Source organism: Paenibacillus shunpengii, assembly GCF_042684905.1.
Classification (GTDB): Bacteria; Bacillota; Bacilli; order Paenibacillales; family Paenibacillaceae; genus Paenibacillus; species Paenibacillus shunpengii.
This window is the reverse complement of record NZ_JBHUMJ010000002.1, coordinates 3,009,883-3,024,715: the sequence shown is the minus strand read 5'-3', so window position 1 is coordinate 3,024,715 and position 14,833 is coordinate 3,009,883. Positions and strand designations below refer to the sequence as shown.

General features: G+C 45.7%; 15 protein-coding genes. 14 read left to right on the top strand and 1 reads right to left on the bottom strand.

Going from position 1 to position 14,833, the window contains the following annotated elements; all coding sequences use genetic code 11:
• Window positions 1–35: 35 nt before the first annotated feature.
• Complete coding sequence (locus ACFSVM_RS14055; protein ID WP_076313516.1) at window positions 36–626, top strand: DUF1405 domain-containing protein; 591 nt, start codon at window positions 36–38, stop codon at window positions 624–626.
• 48 nt (window positions 627–674) lie between these two features.
• Window positions 675–1,520: a sporulation protein YpjB gene (locus ACFSVM_RS14050; RefSeq protein WP_177178679.1), complete on the top strand. Its 846-nt coding sequence runs from the start codon at window positions 675–677 to the stop codon at window positions 1,518–1,520.
• Window positions 1,521–1,610: 90 nt separating this feature from the next.
• Here ACFSVM_RS14050 and ACFSVM_RS14045 read toward each other — a convergent pair whose 3' ends face one another.
• Window positions 1,611–2,480 (bottom strand): YitT family protein, encoded by an 870-nt coding sequence (locus ACFSVM_RS14045; protein WP_076312871.1) that lies wholly within the window; start codon window positions 2,478–2,480, stop codon window positions 1,611–1,613.
• Window positions 2,481–2,676: 196 nt separating this feature from the next.
• Here ACFSVM_RS14045 and ACFSVM_RS14040 point away from each other — a divergent pair, with 196 nt between their 5' ends.
• The 12 genes from ACFSVM_RS14040 (at window position 2,677) to dinG (ending at window position 14,802) form a co-directional block, all read left to right on the top strand.
• On the top strand, window positions 2,677–3,006 hold the full coding sequence (locus ACFSVM_RS14040; RefSeq protein ID WP_076312870.1) for a nucleotide pyrophosphohydrolase: 330 nt from the start codon (window positions 2,677–2,679) through the stop codon (window positions 3,004–3,006).
• A 50-nt stretch (window positions 3,007–3,056) separates the two neighbouring features.
• The gene (locus ACFSVM_RS14035) at window positions 3,057–3,575 is read left to right on the top strand and encodes a tetratricopeptide repeat protein (RefSeq protein WP_076312869.1); all 519 of its coding nucleotides are present in this window, start codon (window positions 3,057–3,059) and stop codon (window positions 3,573–3,575) included.
• Window positions 3,576–3,615: 40 nt separating this feature from the next.
• Window positions 3,616–4,419 (top strand): 4-hydroxy-tetrahydrodipicolinate reductase, encoded by an 804-nt coding sequence (gene dapB, locus ACFSVM_RS14030; RefSeq protein WP_076312868.1) that lies wholly within the window; start codon window positions 3,616–3,618, stop codon window positions 4,417–4,419.
• 91 nt (window positions 4,420–4,510) lie between these two features.
• Entirely contained in the window at window positions 4,511–4,939 is a 429-nt protein-coding gene (locus ACFSVM_RS14025) for a methylglyoxal synthase (protein ID WP_047911160.1), read from the top strand.
• Between the two features lie 72 nt (window positions 4,940–5,011).
• On the top strand, window positions 5,012–6,178 hold the full coding sequence (gene bshA, locus ACFSVM_RS14020; protein ID WP_090723986.1) for an N-acetyl-alpha-D-glucosaminyl L-malate synthase BshA: 1,167 nt from the start codon (window positions 5,012–5,014) through the stop codon (window positions 6,176–6,178).
• A gap of 27 nt (window positions 6,179–6,205) precedes the next feature.
• Window positions 6,206–7,519, top strand: a complete 1,314-nt coding sequence (locus tag ACFSVM_RS14015) for a CCA tRNA nucleotidyltransferase (RefSeq protein WP_076312866.1) — start codon at window positions 6,206–6,208, stop codon at window positions 7,517–7,519.
• Complete coding sequence (locus tag ACFSVM_RS14010) at window positions 7,506–8,480, top strand: biotin--[acetyl-CoA-carboxylase] ligase (protein WP_090723988.1); 975 nt, start codon at window positions 7,506–7,508, stop codon at window positions 8,478–8,480. The genes ACFSVM_RS14015 and ACFSVM_RS14010 overlap by 14 nt, the downstream gene beginning before the upstream one ends.
• A gap of 448 nt (window positions 8,481–8,928) precedes the next feature.
• Entirely contained in the window at window positions 8,929–9,807 is an 879-nt protein-coding gene (gene panB / locus ACFSVM_RS14005) for a 3-methyl-2-oxobutanoate hydroxymethyltransferase (protein ID WP_090723989.1), read from the top strand.
• Entirely contained in the window at window positions 9,804–10,700 is an 897-nt protein-coding gene (gene panC, locus ACFSVM_RS14000) for a pantoate--beta-alanine ligase (RefSeq protein WP_076312863.1), read from the top strand. The genes panB and panC overlap by 4 nt, the downstream gene beginning before the upstream one ends.
• Window positions 10,693–11,076 (top strand): aspartate 1-decarboxylase, encoded by a 384-nt coding sequence (panD, locus tag ACFSVM_RS13995; protein WP_076312862.1) that lies wholly within the window; start codon window positions 10,693–10,695, stop codon window positions 11,074–11,076. Before panC ends, panD begins: the two co-directional genes overlap by 8 nt.
• 92 nt (window positions 11,077–11,168) lie before the next feature.
• On the top strand, window positions 11,169–11,798 hold the full coding sequence (locus tag ACFSVM_RS13990; RefSeq protein WP_076312861.1) for a hypothetical protein: 630 nt from the start codon (window positions 11,169–11,171) through the stop codon (window positions 11,796–11,798).
• Between the two features lie 133 nt (window positions 11,799–11,931).
• Complete coding sequence (gene dinG, locus ACFSVM_RS13985; protein WP_076312860.1) at window positions 11,932–14,802, top strand: ATP-dependent DNA helicase DinG; 2,871 nt, start codon at window positions 11,932–11,934, stop codon at window positions 14,800–14,802.
• Window positions 14,803–14,833 lie beyond the last annotated feature (31 nt).

Genomic DNA, 14,833 nt, shown 5'->3' with positions numbered 1-14,833 from the left:
TTTCGATTTCTTTTTTATGGAGCCGGGCCTTTCTCATGCATCGCGGTTTTCTCTGGTTATTATTTTTGTGTAACCTACTGGGAACGGTCTATGGTTATATATGGTATGGAGGGCAGCTGGAGTCCACGCTGGACAATTATCCTGTATGGCTCATTGTATTTGTTCCTGACAGCCCGACAGCAAGTCTGTTTTTTACCATATCACTTCTGTTCTTAATGTATCCTGCATCATCGTCTTGGTTGAAGAAAACAGGACATGTGATTCAAGCTTTGGCTTTTGTCACTTCATTAAAATACGGTATATGGGCAGTTGTAATGATTGTTGCAGGCTGGTCTCTTGGAGTAGACATGATCTGGTCGGATTTTATGCTGATTGCCTCTCACCTGGCGATGGCTGTCGAGGTGTTACTGTATGCTCGATTCTTCGGATTTAGACTGGGCAGTCTTGTGTTTGCTGGTGTATGGACGTTACTCAATGATACGCTAGATTACACGAAAGGCATCTATCCAGGTCTTCCGGATGCTGTTGACGTCTACATAAACCGTGTACGAAATTTCACAGTAGTGCTCTCACTGGCCTCCATCCTTACCGGCTTCATCGCGCTCAGACAAACCAAACGATTATAGTACTAGGCTCTCACATCCCCTCATACGATAAGGTAGGAGGGGATGTCCATGTTTTCGCTTATCAAACGATCTTCCTGTGTAATTACAGCTGTGCTCTGCTGTACGCTGCTCAGTGGTGCGATTGTTTCCAATGTGTCTGCTGCAAGTGTTCAGGAGACACAAGCTGATTCAGAGCTTATGAAGCAGCTGAACGATACAGCAACTTCATTGTACCGGAAATCCCTCGAGAACAATCTTGTCGGTGTTCGGGAGGATGTTCAGTTAATAACTACTCAGGTTGGGCAGATGTCCTATGATGGGGTAACGAGTGTAGAAGGGATGCATGCACTGACCGAAACCATCGTTGAAGTCAAGGAGGCATCCGCAAGTACGGATGCAGCTGCCGATTCTCTGCAGCATGCTTCTGCGAAATTAAGGCTGGCTGTGGATAGTCTTGCTCATCCCGAGAAGCCGCTGTGGCTGCAATATTATAAAATATTGAAAGAGGATATTGCCGCTGTTCAAGAAGGGGCGCTGAATCATCGAGCGGATTCACTCATGGTTACATATGGAGAGTTTGAGCAGCATTATGAAACCATTCGTCCTGCGGCAATCATCAAGAAGCAGCCTTATGAAATTGAACGTTTTGATTCGTGGATGTCCTATTTAAAGGGGCTGACGATGCGTTCAGAGCCGAACTATGAAGCGGTGGGTGAAGCCTTGCAGCAAGGAGATGAATTTGTAAATGCCCTGTTTGGCAAGGAAAAGGATGAAACGGCCTTCACTCCGTTTGCGAGTGGTCCTGAGCCTTGGGCTGCCGAGCTGTTCATAGGCTCCACCATTATGGCAGTATTGGCTTATGTAGGGTATCGTAAATTTCAAGGCACAGAAACGGCTCCATTTACAAGAAGATAGGTTATTGAAGATTGTGAATCAACGATAATTATTGGTAATCGATGTTAGTCTCATGTCATTCCGTATCGAAAAAAAGCCCGGTGATCCGGGCTATTCCTCTTTAAAACCCTCGCCATATACATCCTGCACCTCCGAGATAATCACAAACGCTTTGGCATCTGCCAATTTAATGATCTCCTGCAGCTGTCTAATCTCCTGTCTTGCAACCACACAATAGGCAACATGCTTTGCTTGTTTCGAATAAGCCCCGACAGCCGGCACTAATGTGACCCCTCTATCCATTTCAGCCGTAATTTTCTCTGCAATCTGCTCCGCATGATCACTTATTATAGTAAAGGATTTAAGGGAGTAGGCGCCTTCCTGAATAAAATCAATTACCTTAGAGCTGATAAAGACGGACACGAGTGTATATAAGACCTTATCCAGAGGAATGAAAAAAAGGGAAGATCCAATAATGATAATATCAATGCCGAGCATCACTTTACCGATACTGATTCCTGATCTGCGGGATAAGATTCTTGCGATGATATCGGAACCGCCTGTTGTGCCTCCGGCGCGAAAGACGATGCCAAGTCCTGTCCCAATCGTTACCCCTGCGTATAGAGCAGCGAGCAAAAAATCATGTTCTGTCTTAAACGGTACAATATAGCCTGCTTCAATCAGTCTCTCAAACAGGCCAAGAAAGACAGTGAGCAGAGCAATACCGATGCCAGTGTAAAGAATTTGTCTTCCACCGAGTACCTTCCATCCCAGGATGAACAGCGGGATATTGATGACTAAGGTCGATAAGGAGGGAGAGATACCAAACGCATAATTAAGCAGAACGGTGATTCCGGTTACTCCACCTTCCATCAGCTGATTCGGAATGATGAAGTACAGCAGACCAAAAGCAAAAACGGCGGTGCCGAGCATAATAGGAAGGATGATTTTTAATTGGGCAATCCATTTATTTTTTATCATCAATATACCTCACTGAGCTGATTGTTCTTTTACATGCATTTTATAACCCGTGATTTTACTCGTTAAAGTAGTCTGAGGGGTGTACAAACGTAGTATGCCTGTTTCCTCCCCAGATTAAAAAAATGATTTGTTTTCACTATCTCAATACGTTAACATTGGAATAAAGCAAATTTATCGGTAAGGAGCTACAACTGGTATGGAGAAAAGTCTTGCTGAAATTCAACGGGAAGTGGACCGTTACATTTCACAGTTCAAGGAAGGGTACTTCAGCCCGATGACGATGCTTGCGAGAATGACAGAGGAAGTAGGCGAGCTTGCCCGTGAGGTCAATCACGAATACGGGGAGAAGCCCAAGAAATCTACGGAGGCTGACAACTCCATTGAGCTTGAACTTGGGGACATTTTATTTATTACCCTTTGTTTTGCGAACTCACTCGGCATTGATCTGACGGAGGCTCACAACAAAGTGATGCATAAATTTAATACGAGGGATGCGAATCGCTGGACCAAAAAGGACACCGAATAATCCATCCTTACATATGCTGTACTAACCCATATCCGGGAGGTACAGCAAGCATGAAATCTTATCCTTATATCCAAGAAGCATACAAAGCTATTTTGCATGGTGATTACGAGCTTGCGGTTTATTGGTTCGAGACGGCCATTGAGAAGGAACCAGACAATGCCGAAATCCATTATCGCTGCTCCATTACCTATGCACGCAATGGGAAGCTGGAGCAAGCTTTGCTTCATGCTCAAAAAGCAGCAGAACTTGCTCCAGACCATGGTGAATATATGATGCATCTAGGGAGTCTTGAGGCGAAGAAGCTGACTGCAGGTGCACGGCTGCTCATTGAAGCTTCCGCGTCTGATTTGTCTAAGGCCAGAGAGGATATACTCGCACAGCTGAAGAAGTCGATCGAGCTCGATCCGCTATATACGGATGCATACGTGTGGCTAGCCATTGCCTATGCCGAAATGGATGAGTACATCCTAGCTATCGCGGTGCTCAAAGAAGCGATATCGCTGGAGCCGCAGAATGATCAATTAACACAGTTATTGCAGGATTTCCACAAGCGAATGAAGTCTAAATAAGAATAATTCATCAAGCTAGAATATAAGGAGTGTTTCTAAAGTGGCAGAGAAGTTGAAGGTTGTTGTTGTAGGCGCGGGAGGGCGCATGGGACGTGAAGTCGTCAAGCTAGTTCTGCAGGATGAGGAACTTGAACTGGCTGCAGCCGTTAATCGTTCCGGAGCAGGCGAGGATGCTGGCAGGCTGGTTGGTCTAGAGCCTTGCGGTGTCCTGGTTACGGATCAGCTGGAGGATGCGCTGAGAGAATCTAATGCGGATGTTATGGTTGATTTTACTACACCCCAATATGCTTATGAGCATACCTCCCTCGCTATTTCATACGGTGTAAGACCTGTTATGGGGACAACTGGATTTACCCCAGAACAAATTCAAGATTTGGACAAGCAATGTCAAGATAAAGGCATTGGAGGGCTGATTGCACCCAACTTCTCAATCGGGGCTATTCTAATGATGAAATTTGCAGCGCAGGCTGCTAAATATATGCCTAATCTCGAAATTATTGAGTATCATGGCGATCAGAAGCTGGATGCACCATCAGGAACGGCGATCAAAACTGCCGAGATGATTGCGCAGAACCGAGAGGAACTTCGTCAAGGTAACCCGAATGAAGAGGAGACGATTGAAGGGTCACGAGGCGGGTATTACAACGGATTCCGCATACATAGTGTGAGGCTGCCCGGTGTATTTGCACAGCAGGAAGTCATTTTTGGTGATTTTGGACAAACCTTGAAGATTAGACATGATTCTTATGAACGGGCTGGATATATGCCTGGTGTTAAGATCGGTATTCAGAAGGTGATGGAGTACTCCGGCATGATTTACGGTTTTGATCATTTTATTGACTAAACGGAATTGTTCATCATACCATCAGTGCTTCAACTCAAGTGATCAATCAAATTAAACTGCTTATACAGATATCAAAAGGGAGAGAACATATATGCTTAATATCGCTTTTATTGCTCATGATCGTAAAAAAGATGAAATGGTTAACTTTGTAACGGCTTATGAAAAAGCATTTGAAGGCAATAACTTGTTTTCTACAGGAACGACCGGTCAACGTATCATGGAAGGAACGAACCTTAAGATTCATCGGTTTATGTCCGGACCTTTAGGCGGCGATCAGCAGATTGGAGCGCTTGTGGCTAAGAACGAAATGGATTTAATTATCTTCCTTCGTGATCCGCTTATGGCACAGCCGCATGAACCGGATATCAATGCGCTGCTGAGACTGTGTGATGTGCAGGGAATACCACTGGCTACCAATGTAGCAACGGCTGAAATCCTTGTTAAGGCTTTGGAACGTGGTGATTTTGGCTGGCGCGAGCTTGTACATAAATATAAGCCAGGATCCGATATGGAAGTATAGGTCCATACAACGCTCGATTTAATATATGATCAGCATGGTTTATCGACATCATTATAAAGGAGGCCCTTCCCTTTGAATCAAGCGGGCAAACATTTAAAAATCGGGATTACCTGTTATCCGTCACTGGGCGGTTCTGGAGTCGTGGCAACGGAGCTTGGAAAGCGACTCGCCGAAAAAGGGCACCAAGTTCATTTTATTGCGAACAGTATCCCTTTCAGACTAGGCAAATTTCATCGTAATATCTTTTACCATGAGGTGGAAGTGAATGATTATTATGTGTTTCGATATCCACCCTATGATTTATCACTAGCGACCAAAATGGCGCAGGTTGCCAAGACACAACAGCTGGATTTGCTTCATGTTCACTATGCAGTTCCTCATGCCGTGTGTGCCTACCTGGCAAAGCAAATGCTGCCTGATGATCTGAAGGTAGTTACAACACTGCATGGTACAGATATTACGGTGCTGGCTCAGGATGAGTCACTGAAGGACTTGATTGAGCTTGCTATTAATAAGAGCGATGCAGTGACAGCGGTATCGCAGGATCTCATCCGTGAGACACATGAGCTGCTGGATGTTAAACAGAAGATTGATCTGACCTACAATTTTATAGATAACAAAATTTATTATCCACGTAACAGCGCATCACTTCGGGCAGAGTACGCTTCCAAGGATGAGAAGGTGCTGATGCATATCTCGAACTTCCGTCCCGTTAAACGAACGCTGGATGTCGTCGATATCTTTGCCCGGGTGAACAGAGAGCTCCCGACAAAGCTCATACTCGTCGGTGAAGGTCCTGATCTGCCCAAGATTCAGTGTAAAATACAGGAAATGGGATTGACAGATCGAGTACACTTGTTAGGCAAACAAGACGATGTCGCACAGGTTATCTCCATGGCCGATCTGCTGCTCCTTCCCTCGGAAAAAGAGAGCTTTGGCCTTGTAGCCTTGGAAGCCATGGCCTGTGGAGTTCCTACAATCGGCTCAACGGCTGGAGGAATTCCGGAGCTTGTTACGCATGGAAGTACAGGTCTGCTTGCCGGTATTGGAGATACGAAGCAAATGGCAGAATATGCATTAATGCTGCTGCGTAATGAAGAAATGATGAAGAGCTACAAGCAGGCTTGTCTTGACAGATCGAGTGATCATTTTGATATCGATAAAATTACAGCTCAGTATGAGCAAGTATATAGCCGCGTACTTACTCAGCAAAATGTTGGGGTTGGGCTGGAGCATTGATCGGAGATTTATAAAGGAGTTTAGGAAATGAACAATTGGAAGCATGTCGATCCTGCCATGGCAATTCAGGGCGAAGAGGTGCTTAAAAGGCTTAATGATCATGGCCATCAGGCCTTTTTCGTAGGTGGTTGTGTTCGAGATGAGATAATGAATAGGCCCGTAACGGATATGGATATAACGACTTCGGCCAAGCCTGAAGAGGTGATGGCATTATTTGAGGGCTCCATACCGACAGGGCTGCAGCATGGAACAGTAACCGTTCGAATGAACGGTTATCATTTTGAGGTGACGACTTTTCGTACGGAGAGCGGTTATGAAGATTACCGCAGGCCATCCGAGGTTCAATTTGTAGACCAGGTGGAAGAGGATCTTAAGCGTAGAGACTTCACCATGAATGCCATTGCACGAGATTATGTAGGACAGCTCATCGATCCCTTTAATGGAGTGACTGATATTGAACAGCGGATTGTTCGCTCTGTCGGCCTTGCAGAAGAACGATTTAGAGAAGACGCCCTTCGGATGCTAAGAGGCGTTCGTTTTGCATCCATTTTTGATTTCGACATCGACTCCTTAACCTGGGATGGAATTCTAGCGGAACGAGACAAGCTCCCTCACATCGCAATGGAACGAGTACGGACCGAAATGGACAAAATGCTGGCAGGACCATATCCTGCAAGAGGAGTCTGTTTACTTATGGATAGCGAGCTGCTCCATTATGTAAAGGTGCCAGTCGAATTATCCGGGCTGGATCGTACGGCTCTCAGCTTGTTAGATAAGCTGCCACAGGCTACAGAATTCAGATTGGGACTTCTGTTGTTGCTGCTGGGTGCAAATTCCTCTGATGCAGATCAAAAGCTTAGAGCGTGGACCTATTCGGGTAAAGTAAAGGATAGAATGACAAAACTTCTTGAACTTCATGAAGCTGTTCTGAACTCTATTTCAAAGATTGTGAAGGATGTTCAGGTGGGACAGTATAGAAGACATTTACAAGAAGAATGGAAACAATCCGTTCTTCGCTACGGTGTTTTGGCAAGTGAAGACTGGCATGTCATTCATACTCTGCTTCCTCAGTCATTCTATGATATGACCGGGGAGGAGTATCTGCTGCTGAAGGAACTGGTGGAGCATGCAGCGGAATGGATCGAGGAGATGGGAATTTACAGCTTGAAGGAGCTTGAGCTGTCAGGTTCTGATCTGCTTCGTGTCACTGGCCGTAAGGGTGGTCCTTGGCTCGGTGAAACGATGAATTGGCTGCTGCAGCAGGTGGTAACAGGACAACTCGTCAACAAACATGACATATTGCTTGAGGCAGCGAAGAAGGTGACATCTGATGAAAAATAAATTGCTGCTTGATTTGTTTTTGCAATCATCCCAAACCTTTATTTCAGGTGAGGAGATTAGCAGAAGACTCAACATCAGCAGAACAGCAGTCTGGAAACAAATCAATCAATTGAGAGACATGGGCTATGAATTTGAGGCGGTATCGCGGAAGGGATATCGAATGACATTTATCCCCGATTTTTATAAAGTGACTGATATTGAAGCGAAGTTAAACACCAAAGTATTGGGCAGGAAGATCCAGATTATGGAAACCACGACCTCTACTCAAGTGGATGCCATGACCCAAGCGGAGAGCGGTACAGAGGAAGGAGCACTGTTCATTGCTGAGCAGCAGAGCTCGGGAAGAGGAAGGCTTGGCAGAAAGTGGTTCTCTCCAGCAGGTAAAGGCATCTGGATGAGTCTGGTGCTTCGGCCGGAGCTTCCTATCCGATATATGCCTCAGCTTACGCTTCTGACGGGAGTTGCTGTCTGCAAAGCGATTCGCAGCGTGACAGGCGCAGAAGCAGCGATCAAGTGGCCTAACGATATATTGATTCATGGGAAGAAGGTATGCGGGATTCTTCTGGAATCGGCAACGGAAGATAATAAAGTAAAATACTGTATTGCGGGAATCGGAATCGATGTCAATCTATCCGCTGAGGATTATCCAGAGGAATTAACGGAGATTGCCACGTCGCTCAAGCTGGAAACAGGACATACTATAGACCGAGCGCTCCTCATAGCAGAAATCCTGAACGAAATGGAGCTTCTCTATAATCGTTATACCAGTGAAGGGTTCACCCCTATTCAAGTGGAATGGGAAGAGCATTCTGTATCGATCGGTCAAGCGGTACGGACTGAGACTTTGACGGAGACCATACAAGGAGTCGCGAAACGACTTGATCCGAGCGGGGGGCTAGTTATTGCTGCACCCAGTGGTGAGGAGAGAGTGGTGTATTCCGGTGAGGTTGAAATTATATAGCAGCAGTAAGCGTTTAGCTTGCTGCTGTGTCCTTTTTTGTAATGGATTGGCTGATGCACGATTTGGGTTATTTAATTAGAGAGAACCAATTTTTTAACTTTTTATAAGTAGACAATTACTTTATTTTTGGTATACTTTCTTGGTGAGGCGGTATTGATTATGTATCGAACTGCACTCATCAGTCAGTTATCATGAGTTTCAATACAATTGAATCGTATGCCAAGTTGTTGGATTCTGCTCTGAGCCGAAGAGGACCGAGACAGAAGGGACGATCGCGAGTGACTCTTTTTTGACTTATGGGACCTTTTTAGTTTGATACTAAAAGGTTTTTTGTGCGTCTGGATTGGGCGCCATCCCCGTTAGATCGGCTGAAGCACATCCGTAGGACACAGCTTTAGACATGGCATCAAAAATCTACGGTATTTCAGAAAAGAAGGGAGCCACTTGTATGGCAGCAACCAAAAAACCGCTTAATATTGTGAAAATGAAAAAAATGAAAGAAAATAAAGAGCCCATTACGATGCTCACTGCATATGATTATCCTTCTGCTGTGCTGGCTGAAGAAGCTGGTGTAGATATGATCCTGGTAGGGGATTCTCTTGGAAATGCAGTGCTCGGATATAATTCCACCATCCCGGTTACGATTGATGATATGGTATACCACTCCCGTGCCGTTGCTAGAGGTGCACAGAGTACATTTATCGTAACGGATATGCCCTTTATGACGTATCACGGCGGAATAGATGAGACCCTGAAGGGTGTGCGCCGCATTATGCAGGAAGGCCACGCCCATGCGGTGAAGCTTGAGGGCGGGGCTGAAATAGCAGACACGGTTAGAGCTGTTGTGAAGGCAGGCGTGCCCGTGCTGGGACACATCGGACTTACACCTCAATCTGTGAATCAAATCGGTGGTTTCAGGGTGCAGGGGAAGGACGCTGCGGACGCCAAACGACTGCTTGAGGATGCGAAGGCACTTGAAGAAGCCGGTGCATTTGCCATCGTACTGGAGCTGGTTACCGAGGCAGTTGCCGAGGCAATTTCCAATGAGCTGTCGATTCCAACAATCGGAATTGGTGCTGGGCGTGGTACGGATGGTCAAGTGCTCGTCTTCCACGATGTTCTGCAATATGCATCTCCATATATGCCTAAAAGATTTGTGAAGACTTATGCAGATGTAGGAACCATTATTCGTGACAGTATCGGAAATTATGTACAGGATGTCAAAAATAAATCCTTTCCTGCTGAGGAGCATGTGTTCACTGCTGAAGATGGTGTAGTTGAATCCTTATATGGAAGCAGTAAAGCAAAGGTGGAGAACAGATCATGATAACAGTTCGGAATATTGAAGAGCTGCGGGCACATATAGCCTCCATGAAAAAGAATGTTTGCGGAAAAGAACCGGCAGTTGGACTCGTCCCAACGATGGGATTCCTGCATGAAGGACATGCAAGCTTGATGCGCGAAGCTCGAAAGAATAATGATATCGTTGTTCTGAGCATCTTCGTGAATCCTATTCAGTTTGGTCCGAATGAAGACTTTGAAACGTATCCACGGGATGAGCAGCGGGATTTGGGGATTGCTAACAAAGAAGGAATAGACATCGTATTTATTCCAACTGTAGAAGTCATGTATCCTCATCCTACCAAGACTAAGATTAGAGTGGCTGATATTACAGACCGCCTGTGCGGCGCATCACGCCCTGGTCACTTCGATGGTGTAACGACCGTGGTCGCGAAGCTGTTCAACATTGTACAGCCTAACAACGCTTATTTTGGGATGAAGGATGCGCAGCAAGTAGCTGTTCTATCGCAGATGGTATCAGACCTTAATATGCCGATCAATATTGTGCCTTGCCCGATTGTTCGCGAAGCAGATGGGCTTGCACTCAGTTCACGTAACGTGTATCTGAACGCTAAGGAGCGCAATGAAGCACTTGTCTTGTCCCGCTCACTAAGAATGGCTCAATTGAAGTCTGAGGAGCAGGAAGATGCGACTGTGGGTCAAATTCGCAAGCTTATTATAGATGAGATCAACACGTCCGAAACGGCTGTTATTGATTATGTGGATATTTTAACCTTCCCAGGACTTGAGCCGATTGAAGATCGTGTGCAGATTACAGAGCCGGATGATGTAATTATTGCTCTGGCTGTTAAATTCGGAAAAACAAGGCTGATCGACAATCATCGGCTGCAGAAAGCAGAGGTGCTCTCCCGTGTTTAGAACATTGATGAAATCTAAAATTCACCGTGCAACGGTAACGGAAGCAAACTTAAATTATGTAGGCAGTATTACCATTGATCGTAACTTGATGGAAGCTGCAGATATTCTGGAAAATGAAAAGGTTCAAATTGTCAATAACAACAATGGAGCAAGACTGGAGACTTATGTCATTCCTGGGCCGCGCGGAACAGGTACAATTTGCCTTAATGGTGCTGCTGCACGGTTGGTTCAGCCTGGAGATACAGTTATTATTATTGCTTATGCAATGATGTCCAATGAAGAAGCAGTTCAACATAAGCCGACCGTTGTATTTGTGGACGGGGGGAATAAGCCGGTTCAAACCATGCATGAAGAAGTTCATGCGACCATTTTGTAATCCATGGAATGAAGAATGAAAAGTGCCCAAAGAGCAAAAAATGTGATTAGGTTACTGCACTAATCCATTTTGCTAAGGGTGGGATGCATGCCATGTTTCAACATCTATTTGCGGAAATGAATCAATCGCTTGATGAGATTGCCAATTACTACACCGCCGCACCCGTCGAGAAGAAACAGGAAATGCTGCAGCGATGGAACCTGCTTAAGAAAATGAGCGACGGCATTATCGACGAATGGATGTCATTTGAAGAGAAAATGGCCAAGATTCGCGAAAGTGGAATTTTCCGAGGGACAGATCCTTTTACATCGATTCCGGAGCTGGAGCTTCATACCTTTGTTAAAGGACTTGGTTATTTCAAGCTGCTCATGTATCAGCATGCTGCCGAGGAGTTTGGCAAAGTGGTGGAAGTATATCCCGATAGCCTGTTATCGAGGCTGTACCTCGCGATGTGCTACCTTCACCTGGAACAAATGCATACCGCATCTGCGGAGCTGAATCGGATCATTCTTAGCTGTGATCAGCCCAGAATGAAAGCCATGGCATACAATGCACTAGGTTGTATTCATGCGAAGCAAATGGAGCTCAAGCAGGCCCAGTCCTGCTTTGCACTTGCATTAGAACATGATCCATCCCTGCCGGAGCCGCTCTACAATCTGGAAGCATGCCGTTCCAAAAATGCCGTACTCCAGTATGGAACACAGCTGCTCTCCCTCTCCTAAGCACCTATTGAAACAGCGCAATCGCAAAAGGCGATGTCCTGACAAGACATCGCCTTTTTGTCTGTTTCATGTTCAAAAGTCTTTTTTTTTGCTATGCTACTAAAGAGACTGTAGAAGGGAACGTTTACTCATCATGAAATTTGCTGTGCTTGATTTTGAAACAACAGGTACTCAGTCCCTTGGTGAAATTATCCAGGTTGGACTTGCCATCATAGATCATGATTATACAATTAAAGACACTTTCAGCTCCTATGTGAATCCCGGCGTTCCCATTCCTCCATTTATTACGGGGTTAACGGGAATTACGGACAATGATGTGAAGGATGCTCCGGAGCTTGAGGAAATGATGATGGAGCTCGTTCCATTGCTGGATGATGTCGTACTCGTAGGGCATAATGTGAGCTTTGATTTTCATTTTTTACAAAATGCGCTTGACCGATGCGGGTACTTGCCATTTACAGGCCGCATTTTGGACACTATGGATTTCCTGAAAATTTGCTTTCCGTCCTTATCCTCCTATCAGCTGGGTTACGTAGCAGGCGAATTTGGATTCACCCATGACCGTCCACATCAGGCAGATAGTGATGCTCTGGCAACAGCACACATTTTCTTAAAGAGTCTTGAGGAGCTTAAGAGCCTGCCATTGATCACTTTACAGCGGCTTACCGATTTGTTTGCTGCGGAAGATAGTGATTTGGGCTGGTTTTTTGATGGGATTCTTTCAGAGAAAGAAATGGAGCCTATTCACGATCTGGATAATCAGACCTATTATAGACAGCTCGCGCTTAAGATTGACGATTGGTCACAGATCGCTCCGCCCAGGGATGAACATGAACCCAATCCATTAGAAAAATTAACTTTTCAAGAATATATGGATGAGGTTCAGCTGCGCCTGAAGCAAACACTGCCTCATTATGAGGAACGCGAATCCCAGAATATGATGTTCACAGAAGTGACGAAGGCGATGGATGAGGACAAGCATTTACTCATTGAAGCCGGGACAGGCACGGGGAAGTCACTGGGTTATTTGCTGCCTTCGATTTATCATAGTGTCAGACAGGAGACGAAGGTAACGGTAAGCACACATACGATCAATCTTCAGGAGCAGCTTCGTGAGCGGGATATTCCGCTACTCACGGAGGTGGTTCCTTTTCCGTTCAAAGCTGCTGTGTTCAAAGGAAGAGGGCATTACCTGTGTCTGCGTAAATTTGAACAGAAGCTGAACAACAAGGAGTTTGTAACCCCGAAGGAGGACGTATTTACTGCTGCACAGATGCTGGTATGGCTGACTCAAACCGAAACCGGTGATGATGAGGAGCTCAATCTAAGTTATCGCGGCGGTGATTTTTGGGAAACGGTACAAAGCGATTCGGATTCCTGCCTGGGCCGAAGCTGCCCTTGGTTTAAGAAATGCTTTTACCATCGTGCAAGACATGAGGCCGGCATTGCTGATGTAGTGATTACCAATCATTCCAAGCTGTTTACGGACGTTAAGGCTAGTCACCAATTGCTTCCTGCTTATGAGCATCTCGTCATAGATGAGGCGCATCAATTCGAGGAGGTCGCCGGTAAGCATCTTGGAATGCATATGAAATATTTTACGGTGGTTCATGCGCTTACCCGATTATTTAAAGATAGTCGGAACGGACAATTCCCTGCTCTGCGTCAAAAAATAGCGCAGTCCAGCCATGAGCAGATGGTGGAGTGGACCTCTGCTATTGATCAGCTGTTCCCATCCGCTCTAGAAGCGAAGGAAACTTGGGATCAGCTCAGTGAAATGCTGTTCAGCTTACTGCCAGAACGAAGTGATGCAGCCCCTGGAGAAGCAGGACAGTTCACATTAAGACTGAAGCCGCAGAACAAACCGAAGAAGTGGGATAAGCTTGCAGCAGTTGAGAATCAGTTCTATGTGACGGTTTCAGAATTGGTTCGTAAGGCAGATAAGGTTCTTAGTGAAGTAAGAGAAGATCTCGACGATTATACGGCCGACAGCCTTATTACAGACGTTACCGGGCTCGTTAAGGATCTGGCTGGCTTCAAAGATCAATTAAGACATTTCATGCGCCTTGATGATGCAGGGACCGTATATTGGCTGGAGGCCAGCGGACAATTCAAGAGCAAGTCGCTTCAGCTGTATGCAGTTCCTGTAGATGTAAGTCCTCAGCTGAAGGAAATGTTCTTTGATAAGAAGCGAAGCGTTATTTTAACCTCGGCTACTTTATCGGTAGATAAATCGTTCCAGTTTATGATCGATCAGCTTGGACTGACCGAAGCACAGGAGCAGCAGAGATTGCTCACATCACAGCTGCCGTCTCCGTTTAATTACCGGGAACAAGCTCTTCTTGTGGTTCCGCGTGATTTTCCAAGTGTGAAGGGCAGTGTGGGTGATGATCATTTTGTCAGTATGCTCGTCAAATCTTTGTCAGAGGCCGCACAGGCAACGAAGGGCAGAATGCTTGTCCTGTTTACCTCTTACAAGATGTTGAGACAAGTACATGAGCCGCTGAAGGAAGCTCTCGCCTCAAGTGATATTTCCGTGTTTGGACAAGGGGTAGACAGTGGGAGCCGGACCAAGCTGACGAGAAGATTCCAGGAGGCCAAAGCTTCTGTATTGCTTGGAACGAGCAGCTTCTGGGAAGGTGTCGATATTCCAGGAGAAGCTTTATCCTGTTTGGCTATTGTACGGCTGCCTTTCCAGCCTCCTAACCATCCTGTTGTAGAAGCCAAGAGCGAACTGCTGCAGCAGGAGAAGAAAAATCCGTTTATGAAGCTCTCGGTACCTCAGGCGGTTATTCGGTTTAAACAAGGTTTCGGAAGACTGGTGCGAACCGCTAAGGACCGAGGCATCGTTATCGTGTATGATACAAGAGTCATTGAATCGTATTATGGCAAGTACTTTTTATATTCCCTGCCAGGTCCTAAAATGGAGCATATGACAACGGACAAGATGGTTCCGCGTATCAGCGAGTGGCTAGAGGAACATGTAACGAATGAAGAGAAGTAATAGAAAGCACGGACACTGCTTGCAGTTGTGA

Coding starts and splice junctions, on each gene's coding strand:
- ACFSVM_RS14055 (WP_076313516.1), top strand. CDS start 36: ATGCATCGCGGTTTTCTCTGGTTATTATTTTTGTGTAACCTACTGGGA.
- ACFSVM_RS14050 (WP_177178679.1), top strand. CDS start 675: ATGTTTTCGCTTATCAAACGATCTTCCTGTGTAATTACAGCTGTGCTC.
- ACFSVM_RS14045 (WP_076312871.1), bottom strand. CDS start 2,480: ATGATAAAAAATAAATGGATTGCCCAATTAAAAATCATCCTTCCTATT.
- ACFSVM_RS14040 (WP_076312870.1), top strand. CDS start 2,677: ATGGAGAAAAGTCTTGCTGAAATTCAACGGGAAGTGGACCGTTACATT.
- ACFSVM_RS14035 (WP_076312869.1), top strand. CDS start 3,057: ATGAAATCTTATCCTTATATCCAAGAAGCATACAAAGCTATTTTGCAT.
- ACFSVM_RS14025 (WP_047911160.1), top strand. CDS start 4,511: ATGCTTAATATCGCTTTTATTGCTCATGATCGTAAAAAAGATGAAATG.
- ACFSVM_RS14015 (WP_076312866.1), top strand. CDS start 6,206: ATGAACAATTGGAAGCATGTCGATCCTGCCATGGCAATTCAGGGCGAA.
- panB (WP_090723989.1), top strand. CDS start 8,929: ATGGCAGCAACCAAAAAACCGCTTAATATTGTGAAAATGAAAAAAATG.
- panC (WP_076312863.1), top strand. CDS start 9,804: ATGATAACAGTTCGGAATATTGAAGAGCTGCGGGCACATATAGCCTCC.
- ACFSVM_RS13990 (WP_076312861.1), top strand. CDS start 11,169: ATGTTTCAACATCTATTTGCGGAAATGAATCAATCGCTTGATGAGATT.
- dinG (WP_076312860.1), top strand. CDS start 11,932: ATGAAATTTGCTGTGCTTGATTTTGAAACAACAGGTACTCAGTCCCTT.